Genomic DNA, 24,154 nt, shown 5'->3' with positions numbered 1-24,154 from the left:
CCGACATTGCCGACATGAGCGTCAGCCAACTTTGTATTGCTACGTTCAGCGCTACCAGCACTGTGCTTGATGGAACCCGGCCTGCGGAGCGACGGGATACGGTATCGCCGGATCCGTTGACGACGGTAGGGGGACCGGTGGCAGCGAAGGTGGCGGAATGGAGTGACGCCTCCCGGCGCCAGCTCGGAGCGCGCGCCGCGTTCGTCGGCCTCCTGATGCGCAACACCGTCGGCCTTGGGGTCTCGTTGGTCGCGCTGGCCGATCCGGCCTCCCAGGCTCAGCCGCTGGGCCGCGCATTGCTGGCAATCATGGCGGCCTGGTCGCTATATCGGTTGTCCACGCGATCTGCGGCACCCGGCTGGCTGGCCGTGGACTACCTGATGGTGCTTTGTATTTGCCTGGCGATCCCGATCCTGGCACCGGACTCCGGATTCCACCTGTCCAACAGTGCTCCACAGGCGATCGCGGGGACCGCGGTCGTCAGCGTTTCGGTGTCGGTCGCGCCGCTGACAAGCTTCATGCTGGCCAGTGGCGTCGCGGCGGCGTATGCATACGGGGCCGCCGGTGTCCTCGGGTGGGACGGTGTCGCATCGGTGACCGCTCTCTACTACTTCGCCGTCCAGTGGGCCACTGCGTCAGTGATCCGCTACATGCTGCTCGGCCTGGCATCCACTATCGACCGCGCCCGCAACGAGCGCCAGCAGGTTGAGCTGGCCCAACAGGTCAACGACGCCGTGCGCGACTACGAGCATGAGCAGCTCGCGCTGCTGCACGACACCGCAGCATCCACCTTGATGATGGTCGGAAACGGCACCGTTATCGATCCGCAGCGACTCGCGGCACAGGCACGCCGGGATCTCGCGCTGCTCCACGACGGCACATGGGTGGCGCCTCCACCCTGGGTGAATATCACCGCCGCGCTGCGGCAGTGCGCCGAGCACATCACGACGCCGGTCGAGTACGACGGTCTCGAGCGGCTCTGGCTTCCTGGACGGACCGCGCAGCCGGTGATCGCCGCCGTCCGCGAGGTCATGACGAATGTCGATCGGCACGCCCATGCATCAGTGCTGCGGGTCACCGTGTCGGACGACGCCGTCACCGTCAAGGACGATGGTGTCGGTTTCGATGTCGATGCGCCGCGGACCAGCCACGGATTGCGAGATTCGGTGGTTGGCCGAATGCAACGCTGCGGAGGTGGCGCCCGGGTACTTTCGATCCCCGGCGTCGGCACCACGGTCGAATTGCACTTGCCCACCGAAGAACCTGTCGAAGGCGTCGCGGAGGATGCCGACGACCTGACGGCCCCCGCACGGACCCGCTACGGATTGGCGCTGACTGCTTACGCCGTAATCAACTTGATCATCACTGTACCGCCTGCGAACGCCGTCGCCGCGACTGGCCTCAACGCCATCCTGGGAGTCGCTGCAGGCCTGAGCGTGCTCGTTGCTCTTCCCCGAATACTCTACGGCCGTGCATCTTTCGTAGGACCGGCCGCAATCATGTTGCTGGTGATCAGCATCGCTCAGCCGTTGTCCGTGACTGCCGGTTCGGTGATCGGATACGCACACTGGGCCCAGGGCGCCATCGGGTGGTGCGTGCTGCCCCTGATCCTCGGCGTGCGCACCCGAGTCGGAGTGGCGATCCTGCTGGGCTATTGGGTCACCGGTAACGCAGTGGTGATTTGGCAGGAGCACTCTTCAGCGGCGCTCGTCAACATCGGGTTGGGCTCGGCCAGCATTCTCGGAGTTCAACTGTTCGCGTTGATCTTCTACGGCCTCATGCGTGACGCCGCCGCCGACGCACACGCCGAAACCATCGCCCACCAAGAGGTTCTCGCCCGCGAGCGAGTCACCTCAGCACTTCGGGCAGAGTATCAACGCCGCTATGCCGACATCGTCGACAGCGTGGTTCCGCTGCTCGACTCGCTCGCGCAGGGCCATCCAGTCGACCGGGCAACGCAGCTGCGAGCACGCGCGGAATGCCATCGGCTACGAGCTTTGTTCGACCAAGCGAGCACCTTTGATCATCCGTTGATGCAGCGAATACGCCCGCTCGTCGACGCTGCAGGGGCGCGCCACGTCGACGTGACGATCGACCTGAGCGGGGCCTTACCGGATATGACCGACTCGGATATCGACACGCTGACCGGAGCCCTCGGCGAGGTCCTTGCACTAGCGAAAACCCATGCTCGGCTGGTGGTCACCGTCACGGAGAACTCTGTCGAAGTCAGCGTGGTCTGTGATACCGACCCAGACGGCCCGGCACAGCATCGGTTGGACAACGCCGACATCGTCATCTCCGGCGACCAGATGTGGTGTCTGGTCCGCCACTGCGTCGACACCTCCGGCTGATTCAGCCCGCTGAGGTGACCGGCTCGATCGGGATACTGCGCAGCGCGCCGGGCGCCTCGGCCGGAACCACCGGATGCGCGGGCGCGATCGGCGGAAGCCGCCGATACGGTTGCCCCTGGCCCGGCCGCAGGTCCTGCTCACCCTTGTTCGGCCACAGCGCCGCCGCCCGCTCGGCTTGGGCGGTGATCGACAGCGACGGGTTGACCCCGAGATTGGCCGAGATGGCAGCGCCGTCGACGACCGACAGTGTCGGGTAGTTGTACACCCGGTGGTACGCGTCGATGACACCGCGCTCGGGGCTGTCGCCGATCACCGCGCCGCCCAGGAAGTGCGCGGTGAGCGGAATGTTGAACAGTTCGCCCCAGGTACCTCCGGCCACCCCGTCGATCTTCTTCGCGATGCGCCGGGTCACTTCGTTGCCCACCGGAATCCAGGATGGGTTCGGCTCGCCGTGGCCCTGGGTGCTGCGGTAACGGCGGAATCCCAACCGGGTGCGCTGGGTGAACGTGGTGATCGAGTTGTCCAGGTTCTGCATCACCAGCGCGATCATCGTGCGCTCGCTCCACCGTCGCGGATTGAGCAGTCGCAGTGTGCCTCTCGGATCGTCGCGGGCAATGTGCAGGATCTGGCGCCAGCGGGGCACATCGGTACCCTCGGGTCCGGCGCCGTCTGTCATCAGCGTCTGCAGCAGGCCCATCGCGTTGGACCCCTTGCCGTAGCGCACGGGCTCGACGTGGGTGTCGGAGGTGGGATGGATCGACGAGGTGATCGCGACCCCGCGGGTGAGATCGAGATCGTCACCGACCCGCAGCCGGCCCGCCCCGACGATGGACTCCGAGTTGGTTCGGGTCAGCACGCCCAGCTTGTCGGACAGCTTGGGCAGCCTGCCGGTGTCGCGCATCTTGAACAACAGCTTCTGGGTGCCGTAGGTGCCGGCCGCCAGGACGACGTGTTGCGCGGTGAAGGTGCGCTGATTGCGCCGCAGCAGGCTTCCGGTGCGCACGGTGCGTACCTGCCAGGTGCCGTCGCCACGCTCGCTGAAGTCGGTCACCGTGGTCATCGGAAGCACCTGCGCACCGGCGCTTTCGGCCAGTCCCAGGTAGTTCTTCACCAAGGTGTTCTTCGCGCCGTAGCGGCACCCGGTCATGCACGAGCCGCATTCGATGCAACCGGTGCGGGCCGGCCCGGCGCCGCCGAAGTACGGGTCGGGCACGGTCTTGCCGGGGGTCTTGGCGCCGTCGGGGCCGAAGAACACCCCGACCGGCGTCGGCACCCAGGTGTCGCCGACACCCATGTCATCGGCGACCTCCTTGATGATGCGGTCGGCATCGGTGAACGTCGGGTTGGTGACCACGCCCAACATCCGCTGCGCCTGGTCGTAGTGCGGTGCCAGCTCCTCGCGCCAGTCGGTGATGTCGCGCCACTGCGCGTCGTTGAAGAACGGCTCGGCCGGCACGTAGAGCGTGTTGGCGTAGTTCAGCGAACCTCCGCCCACCCCGGCGCCGGCCAGGATCATCACGTTGTCGAGCAGGTGGATCCGCTGAATCCCGAACATGCCCAGCTGCGGCGCCCACAGGAACTTGCGCAGGTTCCACGACGTCTTGGCGAATTCCTGGTCGGCGTAGCGCTGGCCGGCTTCCAGGACCAGGACACGGTAGCCCTTCTCGGTCAGACGCAGCGCAGTCACGCTGCCGCCGAATCCCGAGCCGATGATGATGACGTCGTAGTCAGGCTTCATCCGACCAGTATGTGCTTACCGATCGGTAACTTGCCAGCGGGTTGACCGAACTCGCCAGACGATAATGTCGTGCACTGTGGCCAATGGGATGACGACGCGCGAGGCGAAGCGGTTGCAGACCCGCGAGCGGTTGCTGGGTGCCGCGGTCGCGGAGTTCAAGCGTGCCGGCATGGCCGAGGCCGACGTGAGCGCGATCGTCGGGGCGGCCGGCGTTGCCCACGGCACGTTCTTCTTCCACTTCCCGACCAAAGAACACGTGCTGCTCGAACTCGAGAGCCGGGAGGAGGCCCGCATCGCCAAGCGGTTCGCCGCGGCCACCAAGACCCACGACGACCCGGCCGCGGTGTTGGCAGAGGCAGTGCGCCAAGTGCTCGGCCTGGAACGCCGACTGGGTCGCATCCTATTCAAAGACTTTCTGGCACTGCACTTCTCACCGACCCGGCCGCCGGCAGAAGAAGGTGATGACCACCCGCTGATCGTGACGCTGGCCGAAGCTCTGGGGGCCGCGCAGCAGCGCGGGGACATCGCTGCCGACGTGACGCCGATGAACAGCGCCATCTACTTCTTGCTCGGGCTCTACGCGCTGCTGATCACCGTCGACGACTCACCGGCGCGCAAGGACCTGATCGACGACTACCTGACCCGGACCCGGAAGAGCTTCGGATAACAATCCCTACCTTTCGTCCCGTGAGGCATCTCCCGCAGGCTCTCGTCCTGCAATGATGGGCGCAGCCGGTCCTGCATGTAGGGGCCGGCACAATGCGCGGGGGGTATGTCGTGGCGGCGGTCTTGCGACTCGATGATGGTTCGACCATTCAACTGGGTGCGATCTTGGCGCGTGCTGGCGAGGGCACCATCTACGAGATACTTGGCAGGCCTGACTGGGTAGCCAAGATCTTTCACCCGGACCTCAAAGCCCTGCACGCCAAAAAGGCCAAGGTCGCCGCCATGGCAGCGACCCGACTCGACAGCGCCCGACAGTCCGACGGGTTCGTGGTGCTCACCTGGCCCTTACACGTCATCGACAGCGACGACGTCTGCGGCTACGTCATGTCACGAATCGACGTCTCCAACGCCGTGGAAATCCACTCGGTGAGCAATCCGACCGACCGCACCAACCCCCTGCCCACCGCACCGCAATGGACCCCCCACGTCACCTGGCAGCACCTGGTCAGCGTCGCAGCCAACCTGTGCCTGGCCGTGGAAACCGTCCACCAGGTCGACGCGGTCATCGGCGACTTCCAAGAACGCAACATTCTGGTCAACGACACCACCCGCGTGACACTGGTCGACTGCGACTCCATGCAGTTCACCGACCCCACCGGTCGCCAATTTCTCTGCGGAGTCGGCCGGCCTGAGTTCACCGCCCCGGAACTAGCCGGGCTCGACCTCGCCACCACCGCACGCCACAAGAGCTCAGACCTCTTCGCGCTCGCGGTCCACATCCACCTCCTCCTGATGGCCGGAAACCACCCCTTTCAACGCGGCACATGGGCCGGCCCCGGCGACCAACCAGACGCACTGACCCTGGCCAAGGCCGGCCACTGGGCCGGCGGACCGGGATCGCCACTGCACACCCATCCGCTGGCGCCCTCGACCGGATTCCTCCCCGACCACATACAGACACTGTTCACCCGAGCCTTCACCCACGGGGCGCGCAACCCCAACTCCCGACCCACAGCAGACGAATGGCGACACGCCCTACAGACACTGCGCGTCGGCACCTGCCCCCATGGCCATCAAATCCCCATCGAAGCACCGTACTGCCCGTGGTGTGGCATCGATAACGAACGCGCACAACGGCGTTCCTCCGACCAACAAACCACCCAAACCGTCTACCCCGTCACCGCCGGCAATGCCTACGCTGCCCCAAAGCTCGGTGCCGTCACATCCTCGCTCAGAAACCACACACCCGCAGCCGCCGGGAACAGCCAGCGACGAACCGGCCTCTTGATCGGCGCCGGCGCCGGCGCACTGGCCCTGCTGATCGCCATCATCGCCATCATCGCCTCCAACACCGGCCCCAACACCCAAACAGCCAGCAACAACTACACGCCACCAAACACCCCCATGACCGGCAACTACGGCACCACCACCAACCGAACCACAAACCCACCAAACACCCCAACAGCGGCGGTTGGCCCCAACACCACGCTCGACGAATACATCGCACAGAACAACCTGGTGCGCGCTGCGGTTCTGCCCCGGGACCCGGGGTCACCGACCGTGAAACTGCCCACCCCCGAGGGTTGGGTCGACATGGGCCCGAACACTCCCGGGGGCGCCTACAGCGCGATGACCTTCACCGGAGAACCCCCGGCAGCCGACCCGGCAACCATCGTCGCGCGGATGTTCAAGCTGACCGGCAACGCCGACCCGGCCAGGGTTCTGGAGGTCGCTCCCAATTTCTTGCGGACCCTGCCCGAGTTCGAGGGTCCCGAGACCGGGCAGAGCGGAACCCTGAGCGGTTTCGAGGCCGTGACCATCGGCGGTCTCTACGTCCGCGAGGGCGTTCCGCGCATGATCGCCCAGAAGACGGTGGTCATCCCCGGCCAGGATGGCTTGTTCGTGCTGCAGATCGACGCCGAGGGCACCGAGGAGCAGGCATATCCGCTGATGGACGGGACCGCCGCGATCGACGACCAGACCCGCATCACTCCGTGAGACGGCCGGTCGGGAGACCGCACGAATAGCGCGGTGCGCTATAGCACGGATGTTGCTGGCCAGCTCTGGGGCAACGCAAATCACCGGCCTTGGGCACGTCGATCTCGGTGTCGACGACATCAAGATCTTCACGGTGAAGCACCCCGGGTTTGATGCACACCTTCTTTCGAGGGAAGGTTGTCCCCATCATGCCGAAGAAGTACGACGACGAGTTCAAGGCCCGACCGGTCGGACTGGTTACCGGCCATGCCGAGGAGTACGACACCCGCACGGCCTGCCTCACCGCGGTCGCCAAGCGGTTGGGAGTGTCCTACGAATCGCTGCGCCGTTGGGTCAATCAGGCCGAGGTCGACACCGGCCGTCGTGACGGGGTGCCGACCGACGTCGTGCGCGAGAACAGAGAGCTCAAGCGCAAGAACCGGGAGCTTGAGGAGACCATCGAAATCCTCAAGGCGGCAACGACTTTCTTCGCGCGGGAGAGTGACCCGCGACACTGCTGATCTGTACGTTCATCGCCGAGCATCGCGCTCGGTTCGGGGTCGCTCCGATCTGCCGCGTGCTCACCGAGCACGGTTGTGCGATCGCCCCGAGAACCTTTTACGCCTGGCTGGCCCGACCCCCGCCAGCGCGGTCCTTGTGGGACACCGTCATCACCGAGGTGCTGGCCGGCTTCTACGAGCCCGATGAGCACGGCCAGCGTAAGCCGGAGTCGCTGTACGGCGCGGTCAAGATGTGGGCGCACCTGCAACGACAGGGCATTACGGTGGCCCGCTGCACCGTGGAGCGCCTCATGCGGGCCAACGGTTGGCGTGGGGTCACCCGCCGCAAGAAAGTCCGCACCACCATCGCTGACCCGGCCGCGGCGCGGGCTGCCGATCTGGTCAAACGCCAGTTCCGGGTGCCCGCTCCCAACGTGCTGCTCGTGGCTGACTTCATCTATGTGCGACTCTCCGACGGGGCGTTCGTCTAGACCGCGTTCGCCATCGATGCCTACGCCGGCCGGATCGTGGGCTGGACCTGCTCGGCCAGCAAGGAAGACCGCTTCGTGCGCCAGGCAATCCGCCACGCCGCGCAACTCCGGATCGATGAGGGTAATCCATTGTTGGGTAACACTATTCACCACAGCAACGCGGGCTCGCAATACACCTCGGTGCGGCTCGGCGAAACACTGGCACTGTCGGGACTGATCCCATCAATCGGGACTGTCGGGGATGCATTCGATAACGCCTCGCCGAGACAACGATCGGGCTATACAAAACCGAAGCCGTCCGCGACGACTCACCATTTCGGAGAGGCCCGCTGCACCCGCTTGACCGACGTCGAACTGCTCACCGCCGAATGGGTGCACTGGTACAACACCGACCGGCTCATGCACCGCCTGGGCCGCATCCCACCGGTCGACTACGAAGCCATCCACTACGCTGCAAACGCAGCCCGATCGCAGGCCGCACACCAGTAACCGGTGTGCATCAAAACCGGGGTGCCTCAGTTGGCCCTAGGCCGAACTGCGACTGTTGATGTAGAGGGGAAAGAATACCTCCCACAATAGAAGGCAGGCCAAGAACCACGCCGCCGGGGAGTTGAGTTGCAGTGAGCCAACCGAACTAGTTACCGGAAGACCACGCCCAGCAAGCGCTTTGGCATCCGCGTAAACCCAGAAGGCTGTCGTGAATATGATTGCCAGCACGATCGATATTGCCAGCAGTAAACCTCCTGCAGCACTGCCTGCAGGAACTGGCAGAAGCGTTTGCATCGTCTCTTGCAGCTGCTACTGGTTCGGCGCGTGAAAATTCGAGGACATCAATTATTCCGCCGTCTCAACTAACGTTTCCGAAAATGATCAGTAGTGCGACGACGGCAATTAGCACACTTATGTAACCTAGGATCAACCCGGCCAAGGCCATACCGCTGCCCTGTTCCCCAGTGCGCATATCTGTCCCCGAGCGATATGTCCAATCGGGATGGCCAGGAGGGGAAAGGCGAAGCCGAGAATCAAGGGGGCAACCGCCAGGGAATTCGTTCGCGGATTAATTGGCTGGTAGCCAACCGCACGGTCGGCCGTGATCGCAGTGCCTTCGGAAGTGTAGCCCACGACGGGGTAGATTGGCCGACCGTCGTCGGTGTAGGCGATCTGTGGCACAGGGCGATCTGTATTGCCAGAGCGTGTAGCGGCGCGGATGATTACCGCGACAATTCCCACGATGAAAACTACAAATCCGAGCGTATAGAGGATGCCGAGGCTTAAAAAGTATCCGGCGACGAAAAAGACCAAACCGGCGACGGGCACCGCCGCCAGAGGCAGAATCGAGGATGCGGCAGCTCCGCCACCGACCTGCGGTCGCGGAGGTGGGCGAGGAGGCGGCAGTGGCCGGGGGTGTTCCGGCTTGTCAGAACGACGCCACTGAGGATGATCGGGATGAGCCATGGAACGCAAGAACCCGAGCAACCGACCCCCGCCGACGTTAGCGCTCGCTGCAATAGCGAATCCGAGGGCAACCCTTGAGACTCGCCGGCAGCAGACCCGGCCTTAGTCTGAGGGCAACAGCGGCGCCGTCGCAGGACGGATGCCTCGTCGTTGTGAGCTTGCCGCTGGGCCGCCCCTTCGTTGCCGCGGTGCAGGTCAAGGCCCATACAGCGTATGTCGGCGGACATGAAAAAATGCCCGCAGGCGGACATGAAAATGCCCATGCGCGGCCAATAAGAACTGCCCACTGGCGGACATGAAAGTGCCCGTTGGCGGCCATGAATCTGCCCAGACCGCGTCATCCCGCTCCGGCGCGCCAAGCGACGGGGCGGCCTCTCCTGCGGTTTCGATGTCGATGCCAAGTCGAACCGACAACCCCAGGAGAGACCTACTTTGAAGTCTGACGGAGAACTCATGGAAATACTCAATGCCTACGACCTGACCGGGTCCTACCGTGCTGCCGCCGAGCTGTGTGGGTGCTCGCACCACACCGTCAAGAAGGCCGTCGAGGACCGCGACGCTGGTCTGCCGCCGGCGACCCGGCGGGCCCGGATGATCGACGACTGGCGCGATCTGCTGGAGGGCTGGGTGTCTGATTCGAAGGGCAAGATCCGCGGCGACAAGGCCCACGACAAGCTGGTGGCGCTGGGATACACCGGTACCGACCGCACCACCCGCCGAGCGCTGGCCGAGATCAAAGCCCAATGGCGACTGGGCAATACGCGCGTGCACCGGCCGTGGATCACCGAGCCGGGACTGTGGCTGCAGTACGACTTCGCCGACGGCCCGCTGGTGGCCGGCCGCAAGATCGTGCTGCTGGTGGCGTGGCTGGCGTGGAGCCGCTACCGGGTGGTGATCGCCTTGCGCGACCGCACCGCACCCAGCGTGTTCGCCGGCCTGGACCGCATCTTTCGCATTATCGGGGGTGCCCCGACCTATCTGCTGACCGACAACGAGAAGACCGTCACGACCGGACACATCGCCGGAGTCCCGGTCCGCAACCGGGCCGCGGTGACCTTCGGCCGCTATTACGGCATCTCGGTGCTGACCTGTGAGCCGGCCGACCCGGCCTCCAAAGGTGGGGTGGAAAACGCGGTCAAGCTCGCCAAGGCCGACATCGTGCCCACCGATACCAACCTACTGCCCCAGTACGACTCGTTCGCCGACGTCGAGGCGGCGTGCGCCGGGTTCACCACTGAGATCAACGCCCGGACCCACCGCGCCACGGGTCGCCGTCCGGCCGAGATGCTCACTGCAGAACGCCCGGCCCTGCACGCCATCCCCGATCTGCCGCATACCGCCGCGCTGGGGGTGACCCGCCGGGTTCCCGACAACACCCCGATGGTCACCTTCAACCACTGCCAATACTCGCTGCCGGCAACACTATTGGGACAGACCGTCTGGATCCGCTATCACGACGGGACCGATGAGGTGGTGATCTGCGCTCTCGATGACGGCGGCCCCGTGGAAGTGGCCCGACACCACCGCGCCACCCCCGGCAGTCCCGCCATCGACGATGACCATTTCCCCGACCACCGCGACAAGGTTCCCGGTGATTACCGGGTGCGGGCCCGCACCGTCAGTGAGCAGACCTTCCTCGCACTCGGGCCGGGTGCGGCGGTGTGGCTCAAAGAAGCCGCCGCCGTCGGCACCGAACGCATCCTGCAGAAGATGGCCCACGCCGTCGAGCTCTCGGCGTTGGCCGGTCGCGCTGATGTGGACTGGGCGCTCGGGCATGCCGCCGTGCACGGCCGCTTCGCTACCGGTGATCTCGACTCCATCCTCGCCGCCAAAGGCCTGGACCTAACTCGGCGTGGCGCCGGTGAACACACCTCGCTGGCGCAAGGCACCAGTGGGTGGAACCTGTTCGGCCGCACCATCATCGATGCCGGCGAGGCGGGCATCGCATGACCACCACCACGATCACTACCGCACCGTTGCCGGCCGAGGTGGAGTCGTTGATGCGTGCGTTGCGGTTGCCGCACGCCCGAGCCGTCGCCGCCGACGTGCTGGCCACCGCCCGCGCCCAACGCTGGGACCCCACCGAAGTCATCAAAGCCCTGCTGACCGAGGAAGCCGCCGGCCGGGCCCGCTCCATGCTGGCCTCCCGCCGCAAAGCTGCCGGCTTCCCGACCGGCAAGACCTTCGACGCCTGGGACCCGACGGCGTCATCGATCCCGTTGCCCACCCAGCAGGCGCTGCAGACCCTGGAATGGGTCGGGCGTCGGGAGAACCTGGTGGTCTGCGGGCCCGCCGGCACCGGCAAGACCTTCTTCCTCGAAGCCCTCGGGCAAAAGGTCATCGAAGCCGGCATGCCAGTGGCGTGGTTCACCCTCGAGCAGATCGGAGTGCTGGTGCGAGCGCACCGCGCCGATGACACCCTGGGCAAGGCCGTGGCCAAGATCGTGCGTGCTGAGCTGGTCGTCATCGATGACGTAGGACTGTTGCCGGTCGGCGCGGATGCCGCTGAAGGGCTCTACCGCATCGTGGAGGCGGCCTACGAACGCCGCTCGGTGGCGATCTCGTCGAACCTGCACCCCAGCGGATTCGATGAGCTCATGCCCAAGACGCTGGCCACCGCGACCGTGGACAGGCTGCTGCACCACGCGCACCTATGCCAAACCAGCGGCGATTCCGTGCGCCTGGCCCAAGCCCTGCACGGGAAAGGAGTCCACCCCTTGACCTGACCGACCCAGCCGGTGGCGAACACACCCTCATGGGCAGATTCGTGTCCGCCACCGGGCAATTCTTAATGGCCACCTACGGGCAGTTCTCCTGTCCGCCCACGGGCACTTTCAAATGTCCATTGACAAGCGTAGCGCGGCATTGATGGAGGTTAGTGCTGCCAGAAGCATCTCGAAACCCTTTCGATGACGAACGGGATTCACAAAACATCGGATAGCTTGTCGGCCACCACTTTTCCCGTCGTTTTCGGCTCCTTTACAACACTTTCCGCCCACTGTCCCCGCTCTGCGGATTCGTATCGGCAGCAATGGGTTTCGAGAGCCTGTCGGCGTTCCCCGCCTCAAGCGTTTCGTCACTCTGACACTCGGTTCGATTTACCGACAACGGCTCTCGGCCAACTTCATGGATAATCGTCATTATCCATGAAATGGAACCACCTTGTTGAGCGACGCACACGCCGCGCAAGGCCCTGTCGGCCCTGGGCGAATGAAGTAGCCCCAGGTGCCCTCGGGCGCTGCGTCGATCAACGGCCGTCCGAAGCCAGCGGTCCTCTGTCGCCAAAGATGCCTGCGGGGGGTTCAAACTCCGTGTCGGGCGTGCGCCACACGTTGAGCTCACTGTTCCTTGGCACGGCGAAGTCGAGCTTTAGGCCGGCTTCTACCGTGGAATCTGCTCGTGGGACGCTGCGCTCGTCCAGCTGAATTTCCCGGAGTCGACCCCAACGTGCGACACGGCCATTCGACGCCCAGAGGACGTCGCCTACCTCTACAGGCACGCTTAACGCCGGAATGACGACAATGCGCCCCTTCTGGTAATACTCGGTTGGGACACCCAGCACCTCGCTCTCGTTCCTTCCACGGGACGCCTCTAGCACAAGACACGACAGGCTAGCCACAAGCGCCAGGCTTACTGCCTCAATGAAGTCGACTTTGGCCAGTAATTGTTCTGGGGAAATGATCTCACCGGGAATTGCGCGGTGCGACACCTCGTTTCGACGCTCGACGAGATCTGCCAGCTCTCGGGCGAGCAATTCTGTCGGCAACGCCGCTTCGCCGAGACCAGACTTCACCTGCCAACTGCGAACAGCATCCGCGTGCTGGATCCGACTCGGCAGGTCTGGCACCGCCCAGCGGAACAGATCGGCCATGGTGTCCCAGCGCAAGTTGGAGTTATGAAGCGCAATTACCTCGAGGCGAAGATCGTAGGGGTGCGAATCATCCAGACAGGAGGCCAAACTCTTGGCGATGTCGAGTTCGTCGATCTCCTTGTACCGACCCACTCCAAGATTCTTGCCTAATAGAGCGGACGCGTTCTGCACGTACCTGCTGCGCAGATTTTGCACCTGCAGAACAGACAAGGCCCTGGGATCGCTGAGCATCAACTGACTAAATCGGAACGCGAGTTGCTCGGCGAACGTCTCGAACGAGGCGTACAACGCCGAAATGCCGGCGATGTAGGCGAATCGGCGTTGGTCCGTCGTCTGTTGTACTTGTGAGACGGTATCGAGGTAGCGCCGAATCAAGTCCAGATCCGCCGCGAGCGCGTCGTACTTAGGAATCAAGACTGCGGGGCCAAACCGTCGATCTGATGAAGGACGGTGTTCAACGCTTCGTAGGCATGTTCATTTCGCTTGCGTGCGTCGGCAGCGTTGGTCCTGCGGCCACCAAATACATCTGAATGTTCGTTGTACATAGCGTCAATGGCGGCTCTCACAAGCGACGGCTGGGTCAGCAACTTCGCTCGCCGCTCGCCGCTCAGCGCCGAGCTAGCATACATTAACGAGTCGAAGGCGATCTTGCTGAAGTGCCGGTTACTGCCCTTGACTTGGAAAGCCACCGGGCCCCCGACCGTGTACCAAAAAGAAATGTTGTCGACGAAGATTCGTTCATATTCGGCGAGCGTGTCCTCATCGAAGCGGTTGCCGCGCATAAGGAACTCGTCAAGAAACTCGGATATCTTGTTGAGCCCCTGGGTGAACTTATCGAAGTGTCGGTAGGCGAAGAATCGCAGCACGATTTCGACATCTTCCATTGACTTATACAGCTTTAGCCCAGCGGCGGTCACCTCGACGCCCTGGGTGTCGCCACCCAATTCGGGTCCGCCACCGTCGTCGTCAGATTCGTCGTCGACGTCGGTGAGGTCTGCTAGTCCGTTGGGATCCAGCGGCGTGCCGAGGACCGACCTCAGTTCCGTAATCCGCGACAACCTCAAACAGAGGTCGTTTTAGCGGCCCGTCGTAGACGGCGTTGCGGGTTTCCTGGCCGCTGAGACGGACTCCTCCGGAGTTCAGACGCTCGAAGACCAACTTCTTGAGGAAGGCAGCCTGTTCGGGATCCGCTGCCGTCTCATTAAGCAGGATGATCGACGACAAGTATCTGCGGTCGATGCCATCGCGAATTGAACTTGGCAACGCCGAATACGTTCTTCCGTTGAGTTCCGGCCAATGTTGCAGGCCCGTCAAATGAAGCCTGCCTTGATAGAAATCCATCAACGCAGTCAGTCGTTGCCGACCATCCATCACCTCGAATCGCGCCAGCTCGTACTCGTACAGGAATACCGGGGGCACGGGAACATTCATGAGGAACGACTCGATCAAACGTGACTGGCGCCCTTCGTCCCAGCGGTGGCGACGCTGGTATTCGGGATCGCGCTTGTACTTCGCCTCGATTTCACCCGATTCCGTCTCGAAGGTGTCGGTGAACATCGCCAGTATCTGATTCAGGGGATACCGCGCCTGCTCGATCACGATGCGGACGCCCTCCTTGGAGTAGCGCCGGTTCAGGTCGGCGTCGCTCATCGGTGGCGTGTCTTTGCGCTTCAGGTCGTGAATGGCTTCACCGGGCAGCAGTGGGACTCTCACGTTGCGCTCATCCTCCGCGTGGTTACGCCGCGCGGCGCGAGGTCCGCTGCGGAAATACGAGAATAGTTCGTAGTTATCGTAATTCGGCCACCACGTCGACCTCGCCCACCGCGGAACCCGCCTTCACGAACTGTTCGGCCTGCCTAGCCTGGTAGGGCGAGGTACCGGCGGGCCTAACCTCGGTGACGACCCACCCCGACTCTGCCTGCTCAAGCGAGTCGAGCAGAAGCCGAGTCGGGTCGGTGCGCGCCGAAGGAAGGGCTCCGAATCGAACGGCCAATCGGGCCCGGCTACGGCACCGAAGTGCGGTGGCGTGCCACACGTCGGCTAGTGCGGCGACGAAAGCTGCCTGGCTCGGCTGGCGCGCGATCTGGCCGACCGACCCGTAGGGCACCTCGGGTGCGCCGCCGACGAACCAGGAACGCAGCCATTGGTCGGGCAAATAGGTCCGCATACCGTAGTAGGGCGGGGACGTAACAACCAGGTCGAAAGTCTGACGCAACCCATTAAGGACCTCCACCGAGTCGCCCAGGTACACCTTCCCTCCAGAGGAAGGAGGCTGCGCGTCCAGAAGTCTCTCGGCTCGTCGCGAGATGACACCGAGGGTGTCAACCCGCACGGGCTGCAGTGCTCGGGTCGTCCAAAACTTGACGGCGTAGCCCGGCTTGGACGCGTATGTGCGTGGCATCTGATTCGAAAGGTATGACGGCAGCCCCTTGTTGCGGGGGCCATGCAAGATACCCAGCATGATCGCCCTTAACATTGCTGCGGTCGGCGTGTGCAGGTTCATTAAGGCTGCGCGCAAAGTAGTGATTTCTTGCAGCGTCTCGGTTTCGTAGCACAGCTGCCAGAACTCCCCCTGCGGCGCGACCTGCCGTGTACCGTCTCGCAGAATCTTCTTTGCTAATCGTACGACTGCGGCAGCGCTCACCTTCGCAACCTTCGCTTGGGCGATGGCAACGGCGACCGGATTGACGTCGATTCCCACCGACGGGACCCCTACGGCTCGCGCCGCGAACAGTGTGGTGCCCCTCCCACAGAACGGGTCGAGCACGCTCGTCGTCGGGCCATGGGAAGCCAACTGTTCGAAAGGAAAGGCAAGCGGGAACATCGTGTAATACGGGCACACCGCGTTCAGTCGGAGTAGGTCCTCCGAGAATCCCCAAGTGCGATGGTCCCCCGACGACTTCACGACGCTGATCGTACCGCTGCGATGCCGCCGAGCCGTGCGCCAACGCGACCTCTGGCCCCCATGCGCACCATCGCACTGAGCACACCGCGACCAATCAAATGAGCCACTGCTCGTTACGGGGCAATCTTGAACACAACGCCTTTGCTCTCGTGGATAACCGTTGATATCCATGAAGGCCGGCCGTGATGGTGCGGTGCCTCCGCCCGCTGCGCAAACTCCGTCCGAACGTGACGACAGGCTGGCTTGGTTCGAGGCGTTCCTCGCTGATCGCGGCACACGAAAGCCTTCGGCCCAGACCATGAAGGCCTACCGCCAGGACTTCGACGCCATTGCCGCACTGATCGTCGGCGACAAGCAACCGATCGCGATCATGCCGCTAGACACCATCAGCACCGAACTCCTGCGCACTGCCTTCGCCGGCTACGCTGCCACCCGTGAAGCCGCTTCCATCCGCTGCTGCTCGACCTGGAACTTCCACGCAACGAACCACGAAAGATTGGGCTTGGCCTTAAATCTTGGACATATGTACCCAGGATATTTTTTCACGGACGGGGTCATGTCAAGAGGCTTTATTCAAAGCGCCGATTGTTGATGCTAGGAGGGTTTCGGCCTCCAGGTTGGAACCAGGTCACCAGACCGAAAGTTTCGATTCTCGGGACTGACCATCGCAACGATTACCGGCACCTTATGCTCACCGTCTTGGCTCGCGTAGGTCGAGATATACATATTCCAGACGGAGGCATTGTTCATATCGATGATGTTCGCGAGGATCGTGTCAGTTTTAATGTCAATTTTTCTCGTTCCAAAGTCGATCTCCCCAGACGAGAACCGCTCGCTGACTGCGTCAACCATCTTTCGGGCGGAGATTTCCCCCTGCCCATTTCCGATCAGGGCGGACATCGAGAGCATCGATTCGGCTCCCGGTCCGTACACGCCGCTTAGCAGATTCCGCCCCAAAGTGGTGTTCTGCTCAAGCGAAGCCGTTTTGATGTCATAGGAGATCCGATTTAGAACTTCCTGAACCCACTTCTTATCGCCTGACAGCTTCGTTGGATCAGGCAGCTCATTGGCACCGAAAGTCGCTTTTGACGCATCGCGCTTTTCTTCCAGGTATGGAGCAACAACGTCGAGCTGTCGGCCATAGTCTTCGCCGCGAATGTCGGTGTAATACATGTCCAACGGAGCAAGCTCGCCCTGCGCAACTGATGTCCCCGGTGGCCAAGATTGACCGCTCTGCGTCGCCTGGTCGCTACTGCATCCGGCGATGAGCCCAACAGCTCCAACAGCGAGAGCGGATCGGATGAATACGCTCAGACCACCTTGGGACAGACTCGCCACGCCGTTGCTCCTCTACTTTGCCAGCCCAAACTGTAGCCGCTCATCGGTAGCATCATCCCCGATGTTTCATCGGTACGTCAGGTGGCTCTCGCACCCACATCGCGGGTGCTCAGGCGGCCGGGATCCTCCCGACGCTTGCCGCATCAGCTGGCGTGGCAGCGCCACACTCTCACTGGGCGGCATTTCATTCGTTGCCAGCGGATTTACGCTAACCTCGGCAGGCCGACGATCTCTGGATCGGGACGCCGACGCAGTTTGGGGGAACGAAGTGTCTTATCAAGGTGGTCCGGGCTGGAGCCGACCAGATCCGTCAAATTCGCCGCGGCCACCGTGGGACGGTGCATCACCCTGGTCGGCGCCGCCGGTCGGTCCGGCACCAGGGCAACCTCAGTATGCTCCCGCGGGGATATGGGGTCAGCCACCTCAAGGTCCGCCACCGCCTGCGTCGCGCCGACCATCGCGGTTTCCCTGGAAGCTCGTCGGTCTCATTGCAGTGGCGACGGTGGCGCTGGTGGGCGTCGGGGGTTGGGTGTACGCGGCGATCAGCGCGCCCCGATCCGCGTTCGGCGAGTCTGATTTCGATCAGTGGGAGGCGTTCGGGCCGGTGCAGGCAGCCGTTGATGGTGACGGCAGAGGGGTCCGGCTCAGCAGCTCCGCCGCCAATGACAGCGACGCTGGGTTCCGGCACGCGGGAGTGGAAATGTGTGAGGCGCGGATCAGCGGCACGATGCGAGCCTCTTCGTACGTTGAAGGAGAGCCCGGTGGCTTTGCCCTCGGAATCGGCGGAGCCCCTAGGTATGGCGATGGTCAGCGGAGGGCACAGTACTCGGCTGGTGTCCGAGCTGATTTCGCCGAATCTGCCTACGGCGTGCCTCTTTTCGAGGATCCGATCCCAGATGTCGCCAGCGCGGTATTCGACGCCGAGTGGCATGACATCGTTCTGCAGGTCTCACCAGGTCAGCAGACCTTCTCCGTTGACGGACGGGAGGTCTTCACGCACCAATTGGGCAAGGAATCGTGCGGCAACCTCATCGTCACCGTTTGGTCGGGCTCTGTCGAACTGCTCGACTTTCAGGTCGCCCCGCTGCCCGGCGCGAGCGGAGGCTCGGACGGCAGTGGCTCCGATCGAGACGGCCCCAAATCTTTGGTAGGAATTTGGTCGTCATCCGACGGCACTGCTGATAAAAGACTTGCTGATAACGGGTTGTGTGAAGGGTTTTACTATAGCAATGGGAGGCAACTGGACATTGGTGGACCAATGACATGCCAGTTGTCCGATCAACCGGACTCAGCGGGGCGCTACACGCTCATCGTTAGTCAGTCGCCTAATCGGTCTTCCTATCTTGTCGAGTTCAACGGCAACAACACAGTTTCCGTGTATTCAAAGAGCGGAGACCTCCTCTATACATTGACTCGCTCATAAGAGTGCTGCTCAAAACGCCGACTGAACGAACGACCCTCTACGATCAGCATGCTGCCGATCCGCAGGAAGAAAGGCCGACTAAGCCATCACGGTGCTCTTCTCGTCGCTGCTGAATACCAAGTCTTCGCCATCTCATGGAAAGTCGCATGGCTAGCTTCGGCATCGGAATGAAATTGACGACCTCCCGCGACGTCTCGAACTCATCGATACCAGTTTCCGCCCGCCAACCCCCTTCAAACGGCGTGATGTTCAGATGGAGTGTCATAAGCGGCCGATACCCAACGGCTTGCCCGATTAATGCGCGCTTGAAAACACCGAAGAGTAGGTACGGCTCCTATTGCCGATGTGTCGGACCGACCAATACGCGAGTTGATTGAAGGTTGGTTTGCCGACCAAATCACGCGTGATGTCCACAGCGATCGCCGCAAGGTGTTCCTTCGGTAAACGTGTCTGCACGCGGATCATCGACTCTTGACGCTTGTGGTGTGCGGACCTCGGCGTCGGCGCAGCAGTGAACCGCCCCCGGGAGTCCGGAGTCTCTGGACTCCCCGGGTGATTCAGGGCGAGCAGCTGCTCGGCAAGCTCTTCGTTATCCACCTCGATCGCTACGGATTCGAGTGTTTCGAACATCATCAATTCTTCCCGTCAAGCTCACGCCCCGCGTAACAGACGAAGTCCAGATCCACCGTTGTTCCGACAAACCCGAGCAGGCCCGTGTCGGTCGAACGGAGTATGCCGGTCTCGCCTCTGGCGGTGCTAAACCTGCAACATGCAGCGGACCAGAACGAGCGGGATCGGGTGGAGTGCGGCTGTCACCATGGGCGGGGGGCTCATCTCTGGGGTGGGTTGCAGGGCGCTCGACGGTGAGTAACAAACTTCACCTAACGAACCTATCCAATGTCTTCGCAATCTAGATTCGCGATTGACATTCCAATAGCCACTCAAAGGTACCGGTAATGAGTCTACTTAGCGGTCGTGCCGCACTCGTGACGCTCGCCATTATGGTGTCCAACGTTGCCGCTTGCGGTGGTGTTTCAATCGGATACCAGGCGATGACATGCAGCGAGTACCTGCGGAAGTCGTCCTCCTTTATCTCGAATCCGGACAGGGAGGCGGCGGTAAAGGAATCGTCCGAGGCGCTACAGGAGGTGCGGCAGATGATGCGCGACTACGGACTCGATCCATCCGCTGCGGCGCCTGAAGAGTTCAACACGGGTGGGGGAACGCGCAGGCCGATCGGGGAGGTTGTCGTGATGTCTCTAGACGAGAAGTGTCCGGGCAATCATGAGGCGAAGATCAACGAAATGATTGACTGGGACTTGTTGGGTAGTGCTGATCAGTTCGAAGCGGAATCCGTGGACGTCGCCCGCGACACTGGCCCTGGGGAGTGGACATTTGAGAAGGCGGCCGCCCTGCTTGAGTCGTTGGACTTGGGTCTTGAATGTGGCACTCCGAGCATGGGACAGAAGGATGTCATGGAGTGCATCAACCGTAGTACTTTTCACGACTGGGCCGTGGTGATACCTCCTCTTAACGACGCATGGGTAGAGGAGCGAATTGATGCCTGCGAATTCGGAAAGAAAACTCCGCACAACTTTCAGTCGCAGATGTCTGTGGTCACCGACGGGTCGTCGCTGGTCGTATGGGAACTTATGGCTCCCGAGGGGAGCCCAGTGGACGGCGGACCTGCGATCGCGGCCGAATTGGAATCCGCCGGAACCCAGGGACTGCGCGTTGAACCTTTCTGCCCCGGCTAGGACGGTCATCGTGTAGGAACGCACCGATCACCAAGATTTGACGTTGACTGCAAACTTCGCTTGCGACGCTCCTACAGTGAGTCAACCGCTGAGGTAAAGGCAACGGGTGTGATAGCAAAACAACTTGACTGTGGACGAGTCCAGCGCGACGGGAGGCATTTAGTGGTGGTGCAAGTGATGCTCCGCGGAGCGCTGTCTATGTTGTCAGCACTTACACTATTAACAGCATGCTCAAACAGTGGCCAAGAAGTTGCGCCAACGACTATCGGTGCCAGCGCAGAGATGCCGCCGACGTCGTTGGCGCCACCGGCAGCAGAAGGAGCGGCTGCGGAATCGTTCGATTTTGAGGGCCCTGTTCTTCTGTTCTGTGAAGACCTATCAATGCGGTCGGAAAAAATTCCGTCAACGATATCGATCAAAAAGCTGGACCTTGGTAGCCGCCGTCTAGTTGATGTTGCTCAGTATCCCGAAGGTTTGATGTCGAAAGGCTGCAAGCTCAATACTCCGAATACTGTAGGCGAGTACATCAGATTCGCTGCACAAGAATATAGGCACCGATTCAGCCGGGACTTCCAAAAGATGCTGGTCGACGCTCGCAGAAACGGAGAAGTTGCGTACTACGATCTCTCCAAGGGTCAACTGGTGGTCGTTAATGATCTGATCCCTCACCCGACTGGCGATTTCGATCAAGATCCGTCATACTCTTCGCCATCTTTCACCGACGACGGGTTGTTGATGTTCGCGGAAGGGTACCAGTGGAAGTACTTCGACACGGATACACAAACCGTTGTTAGAGAATCGTCGGAACCCGAAGTGCCAAAATTCTGGCCACCCTCCGTCCCGCAAGAGGAAATTGGGTGGGGCAGTCTGAATCGGTGCTTTGCGGCGTGGGCGTTGCCTGGGGATCGATATATAGAGGCATCGTTCGCCTCGGCTTCCATATATTCGCTACCTGTCAGGAATGGCAATGATCTCAAAGCTTGTGGCGAAGAGATCCAGCGAATCACCCCAGACGGGGCCCGAATTCATGTTTTAGCCGCGAACTCAAGTGGCACCGAGATACTCATGCTGGTCTCGGGTAGAGACAACGCAAACAAGCTGTATCGTGCCAATCTCCAAAACCGCAATGAGCCGACGGAAATCGATTTGAACGGCGCTTTGGGGAGAGGCCCGAACCCGTACATTTCAATAATTGGATGGGAATAGTTCAGCGGTCCGGCCTCGCTCCCAATCATCATTGCCGGGCTGACGGCGGTGAGATCGGGTTTCTTCGACACCGGATCATCCGCCCCGGAGCCGCTCGACTGGCAGCCGGTCACCGCCCCCAGCGATCAGGGGCCAGGGCCGGGGCGGCTGCGCTCGCGATCCGGACCGGGTGCCGCCCCACGCCGCGGGAATGCGGTGTCTCCAGGGAGCCTGGTTGCGGCTGAGCTCCCCCGCGTGGCTGCGGGCAGTTCGGGAGTGCGTTGGAACGCATTACGAGACGATAGCGTGTCGCCCGGCGCGGGATCGCGCTGCGGCCCCGCGGGTGATGTCGTTGTTGAACCTGCGGCCGGTCGAAGACAGTGGGGTGGCGGTGCACGTGCGGACGGTACGCACGGCATCGGGCGCGGTGCCTGTGCAGCTTCGTGCGGAAACTTGACGATACCCAGCTGCTAATTCCAGGGCCAATCACGTCCACTAAGAACGAGCCAACCGTGGACTTGGCCTGCTCCCGGAATCAACTCGACTGCGCCGCTGAGAATATCCCGCCACTCATCTTTAACATCCTTCGAGTCCCTGATGTGCACCAAACCCGGGGTGGTTCAAGCTGCCATACGGCGCCGAAGCGAACGAGTAAGATCCGCCTATTTACGAGTTGTCGGAAAGTAAGCGGCCGATAAATCAACGTACGCCGTCGTCGCCGCTCAATACTGTAAAGATAAGCGCAACCGGACGCGCAGACCGGTGCCGATATGGGGGTATGTCGTGGCGGCGGTCTTGCGACTCGATGATGGTTCGACCATTCAACTGGGTGCGATCTTGGCGCGTGCTGGCGAGGGCACCATCTACGAGATACTTGGCAGGCCTGACTGGGTAGCCAAGATCTTTCACCCGGACCTCAAAGCCCTGCACGCCAAAAAGGCCAAGGTCGCCGCCATGGCAGCGACCCGACTCGACAGCGCCCGACAGTCCGACGGGTTCGTGGTGCTCACCTGGCCCTTACACGTCATCGACAGCGACGACGTCTGCGGCTACGTCATGTCACGAATCGACGTCTCCAACGCCGTGGAAATCCACTCGGTGAGCAATCCGACCGACCGCACCAACCCCCTGCCCACCGCACCGCAATGGACCCCCCACGTAACCTGGCAGCACCTGGTCAGCGTCGCAGCCAACCTGTGCCTGGCCGTGGAAACCGTCCACCAGGTCGACGCGGTCATCGGCGACTTCCAAGAACGCAACATTCTGGTCAACGACACCACCCGCGTGACACTGGTCGACTGCGACTCCATGCAGTTCACCGACCCCACCGGTCGCCAATTTCTCTGCGGAGTCGGCCGGCCTGAGTTCACCGCCCCGGAACTAGCCGGGCTCGACCTCGCCACCACCGCACGCCACAAGAGCTCAGACCTCTTCGCGCTCGCGGTCCACATCCACCTCCTCCTGATGGCCGGAAACCACCCCTTTCAACGCGGCACATGGGCCGGCCCCGGCGACCAACCAGACGCACTGACCCTGGCCAAGGCCGGCCACTGGGCCGGCGGACCGGGATCGCCACTGCACACCCATCCGCTGGCGCCCTCGACCGGATTCCTCCCCGACCACATACAGACACTGTTCACCCGAGCCTTCACCCACGGGGCGCGCAACCCCAACTCCCGACCCACAGCAGACGAATGGCGACACGCCCTACAGACACTGCGCGTCGGCACCTGCCCCCATGGCCATCAAATCCCCATCGAAGCACCGTACTGCCCGTGGTGTGGCATCGATAACGAACGCGCACAACGGCGTTCCTCCGACCAACAAACCACCCAAACCGTCTACCCCGTCACCGCCGGCAATGCCTACGCTGCCCCAAAGCTCGGTGCCGTCACATCCTCGCTCAGAAACCACACACCCGCAGCCGCCGGGAACAGCCAGCGACGAACCGGCCTCTTGATCGGCGCCGGCGCCGGCGCACTGGCCCTGCTGATCGCCATCATCGCCATCATCGCCTCCAACACCGGCCCCAACACCCAAACAGCCAGCAACAACTACACGCCACCAAACACCCCCATGACCGGCAACTACGGCACCACCACCAACCGAACCACAAACCCACCAAACACCCCAACAGCGCCGCCTCGCCCAGATGCGTCCAGGGTTGCACTGAAGGTGAGTAAGCCCATCACCCAACCCGCCTGCGACGGTATGGGAATCGTCGTCTTACAAAACGCTGTCACTCCCGGAAGATATGAACAAGAGATCCAGCGTGGCCTCGATCGATTCCCCGATGCTTCCTATCTGCGTACCGATCATTCCTGCCCTTCGCTGCGGCAGCTGAGCGATCAGGGGACCCCGATCTATGCCGTGTACCGTCCGGCTGGTCGCACAGTGGGTGAAGTCTGCGCCGCGGTCCGCCGGGCTGGCGGGGATGCCTACGGGAAATGGCTGGACACCGTGACCGACCCGGCGCAGTTCCTGACCTGCTGACCCG

General features: G+C 62.4%; 17 protein-coding genes and 1 pseudogene. 11 read left to right on the top strand and 7 right to left on the bottom strand.

The window, feature by feature from the left end; genetic code table 11:
- Positions 1–137: 137 nt before the first annotated feature.
- Entirely contained in the window at positions 138–2,351 is a 2,214-nt protein-coding gene (locus KXD98_RS05500; RefSeq protein ID WP_260762248.1) for an ATP-binding protein, read from the top strand.
- Position 2,352: 1 nt separating this feature from the next.
- Here KXD98_RS05500 and KXD98_RS05495 read toward each other — a convergent pair whose 3' ends face one another.
- The gene (locus tag KXD98_RS05495) at positions 2,353–4,089 is read right to left on the bottom strand and encodes an FAD-dependent oxidoreductase (RefSeq protein WP_260762247.1); all 1,737 of its coding nucleotides are present in this window, start codon (positions 4,087–4,089) and stop codon (positions 2,353–2,355) included.
- A gap of 76 nt (positions 4,090–4,165) precedes the next feature.
- On the opposite strand from KXD98_RS05495, the gene KXD98_RS05490 reads away from it, so the two are divergent.
- From KXD98_RS05490 to istB, 5 genes and pseudogenes are all read left to right on the top strand, one after another.
- Complete coding sequence (locus KXD98_RS05490) at positions 4,166–4,756, top strand: TetR/AcrR family transcriptional regulator (protein WP_260762246.1); 591 nt, start codon at positions 4,166–4,168, stop codon at positions 4,754–4,756.
- A gap of 164 nt (positions 4,757–4,920) precedes the next feature.
- Positions 4,921–6,753 carry an LpqN/LpqT family lipoprotein gene (locus KXD98_RS05485; RefSeq protein WP_260762245.1) on the top strand — a complete coding sequence of 611 codons (1,833 nt, stop codon included), beginning with the start codon at positions 4,921–4,923 and terminating at the stop codon, positions 6,751–6,753.
- A gap of 188 nt (positions 6,754–6,941) precedes the next feature.
- A pseudogene (locus tag KXD98_RS05480) lies at positions 6,942–8,212 on the top strand (IS3 family transposase).
- 1,398 nt (positions 8,213–9,610) lie between these two features.
- Positions 9,611–11,128 carry an IS21 family transposase gene (gene istA / locus KXD98_RS05475; protein ID WP_260759569.1) on the top strand — a complete coding sequence of 506 codons (1,518 nt, stop codon included), beginning with the start codon at positions 9,611–9,613 and terminating at the stop codon, positions 11,126–11,128.
- A complete protein-coding gene (gene istB / locus KXD98_RS05470) occupies positions 11,125–11,904 on the top strand; it encodes an IS21-like element helper ATPase IstB (RefSeq protein ID WP_260759568.1) in 780 nt (259 codons plus the stop codon). The genes istA and istB overlap by 4 nt, the downstream gene beginning before the upstream one ends.
- Positions 11,905–12,425: 521 nt before the next feature.
- Here the strand turns inward: istB and KXD98_RS05465 are convergent.
- The 4 genes from KXD98_RS05465 to KXD98_RS05450 form a co-directional block, all read right to left on the bottom strand.
- Positions 12,426–13,463, bottom strand: a complete 1,038-nt coding sequence (locus KXD98_RS05465) for a HEPN domain-containing protein (protein ID WP_260762244.1) — start codon at positions 13,461–13,463, stop codon at positions 12,426–12,428.
- Complete coding sequence (locus KXD98_RS05460) at positions 13,460–13,993, bottom strand: hypothetical protein (RefSeq protein WP_260762243.1); 534 nt, start codon at positions 13,991–13,993, stop codon at positions 13,460–13,462. Before KXD98_RS05460 ends, KXD98_RS05465 begins: the two co-directional genes overlap by 4 nt.
- A 22-nt stretch (positions 13,994–14,015) precedes the next feature.
- A complete protein-coding gene (locus KXD98_RS05455) occupies positions 14,016–14,762 on the bottom strand; it encodes a DUF262 domain-containing protein (protein WP_260762241.1) in 747 nt (248 codons plus the stop codon).
- A gap of 73 nt (positions 14,763–14,835) precedes the next feature.
- The gene (locus tag KXD98_RS05450; RefSeq protein WP_260762239.1) at positions 14,836–15,750 is read right to left on the bottom strand and encodes a site-specific DNA-methyltransferase; all 915 of its coding nucleotides are present in this window, start codon (positions 15,748–15,750) and stop codon (positions 14,836–14,838) included.
- Between the two features lie 373 nt (positions 15,751–16,123).
- Between KXD98_RS05450 and KXD98_RS05445 the strand changes: the two genes are divergently transcribed.
- Complete coding sequence (locus KXD98_RS05445) at positions 16,124–16,546, top strand: hypothetical protein (protein ID WP_260762238.1); 423 nt, start codon at positions 16,124–16,126, stop codon at positions 16,544–16,546.
- Positions 16,547–16,548: 2 nt separating this feature from the next.
- On the opposite strand, the gene KXD98_RS05440 is transcribed toward KXD98_RS05445, so the two are convergent.
- Positions 16,549–17,292 carry a hypothetical protein gene (locus KXD98_RS05440; RefSeq protein ID WP_260762237.1) on the bottom strand — a complete coding sequence of 248 codons (744 nt, stop codon included), beginning with the start codon at positions 17,290–17,292 and terminating at the stop codon, positions 16,549–16,551.
- 502 nt (positions 17,293–17,794) lie between these two features.
- Here KXD98_RS05440 and KXD98_RS05435 point away from each other — a divergent pair.
- Positions 17,795–18,715 carry a hypothetical protein gene (locus KXD98_RS05435; protein ID WP_260762236.1) on the top strand — a complete coding sequence of 307 codons (921 nt, stop codon included), beginning with the start codon at positions 17,795–17,797 and terminating at the stop codon, positions 18,713–18,715.
- 294 nt (positions 18,716–19,009) lie between these two features.
- Here KXD98_RS05435 and KXD98_RS05430 read toward each other — a convergent pair whose 3' ends face one another.
- Complete coding sequence (locus KXD98_RS05430; protein WP_260762235.1) at positions 19,010–19,348, bottom strand: hypothetical protein; 339 nt, start codon at positions 19,346–19,348, stop codon at positions 19,010–19,012.
- Positions 19,349–19,671: 323 nt separating this feature from the next.
- Between KXD98_RS05430 and KXD98_RS05425 the strand changes: the two genes are divergently transcribed.
- From KXD98_RS05425 to KXD98_RS05415, 3 genes are all read left to right on the top strand, one after another.
- Positions 19,672–20,472, top strand: coding sequence for an H-NS histone family protein (locus KXD98_RS05425; RefSeq protein WP_260762234.1), 801 nt, complete (start codon positions 19,672–19,674; stop codon positions 20,470–20,472).
- Positions 20,473–20,670: 198 nt separating this feature from the next.
- Positions 20,671–21,678 carry a hypothetical protein gene (locus tag KXD98_RS05420; RefSeq protein ID WP_260762232.1) on the top strand — a complete coding sequence of 336 codons (1,008 nt, stop codon included), beginning with the start codon at positions 20,671–20,673 and terminating at the stop codon, positions 21,676–21,678.
- 816 nt (positions 21,679–22,494) lie between these two features.
- Positions 22,495–24,150 (top strand): hypothetical protein, encoded by a 1,656-nt coding sequence (locus tag KXD98_RS05415; RefSeq protein WP_260762231.1) that lies wholly within the window; start codon positions 22,495–22,497, stop codon positions 24,148–24,150.
- Positions 24,151–24,154 lie beyond the last annotated feature (4 nt).

This window comes from Mycobacterium sp. SMC-4, assembly GCF_025263265.1.
Taxonomy (GTDB): Bacteria; Actinomycetota; Actinomycetes; order Mycobacteriales; family Mycobacteriaceae; genus Mycobacterium.
This window is presented reverse-complemented; position numbering and strand designations above follow the sequence as displayed.

Bases quoted from the DNA above. Each gene is read 5' to 3' on its own strand.
- KXD98_RS05430 (WP_260762235.1), bottom strand. From the start codon at position 19,348: ATGATGTTCGAAACACTCGAATCCGTAGCGATCGAGGTGGATAACGAA.
- KXD98_RS05420 (WP_260762232.1), top strand. From the start codon at position 20,671: ATGTTGTCAGCACTTACACTATTAACAGCATGCTCAAACAGTGGCCAA.
- istB (WP_260759568.1), top strand. From the start codon at position 11,125: ATGACCACCACCACGATCACTACCGCACCGTTGCCGGCCGAGGTGGAG.
- KXD98_RS05445 (WP_260762238.1), top strand. From the start codon at position 16,124: ATGAAGGCCGGCCGTGATGGTGCGGTGCCTCCGCCCGCTGCGCAAACT.
- KXD98_RS05495 (WP_260762247.1), bottom strand. From the start codon at position 4,089: ATGAAGCCTGACTACGACGTCATCATCATCGGCTCGGGATTCGGCGGC.
- KXD98_RS05425 (WP_260762234.1), top strand. From the start codon at position 19,672: ATGAGTCTACTTAGCGGTCGTGCCGCACTCGTGACGCTCGCCATTATG.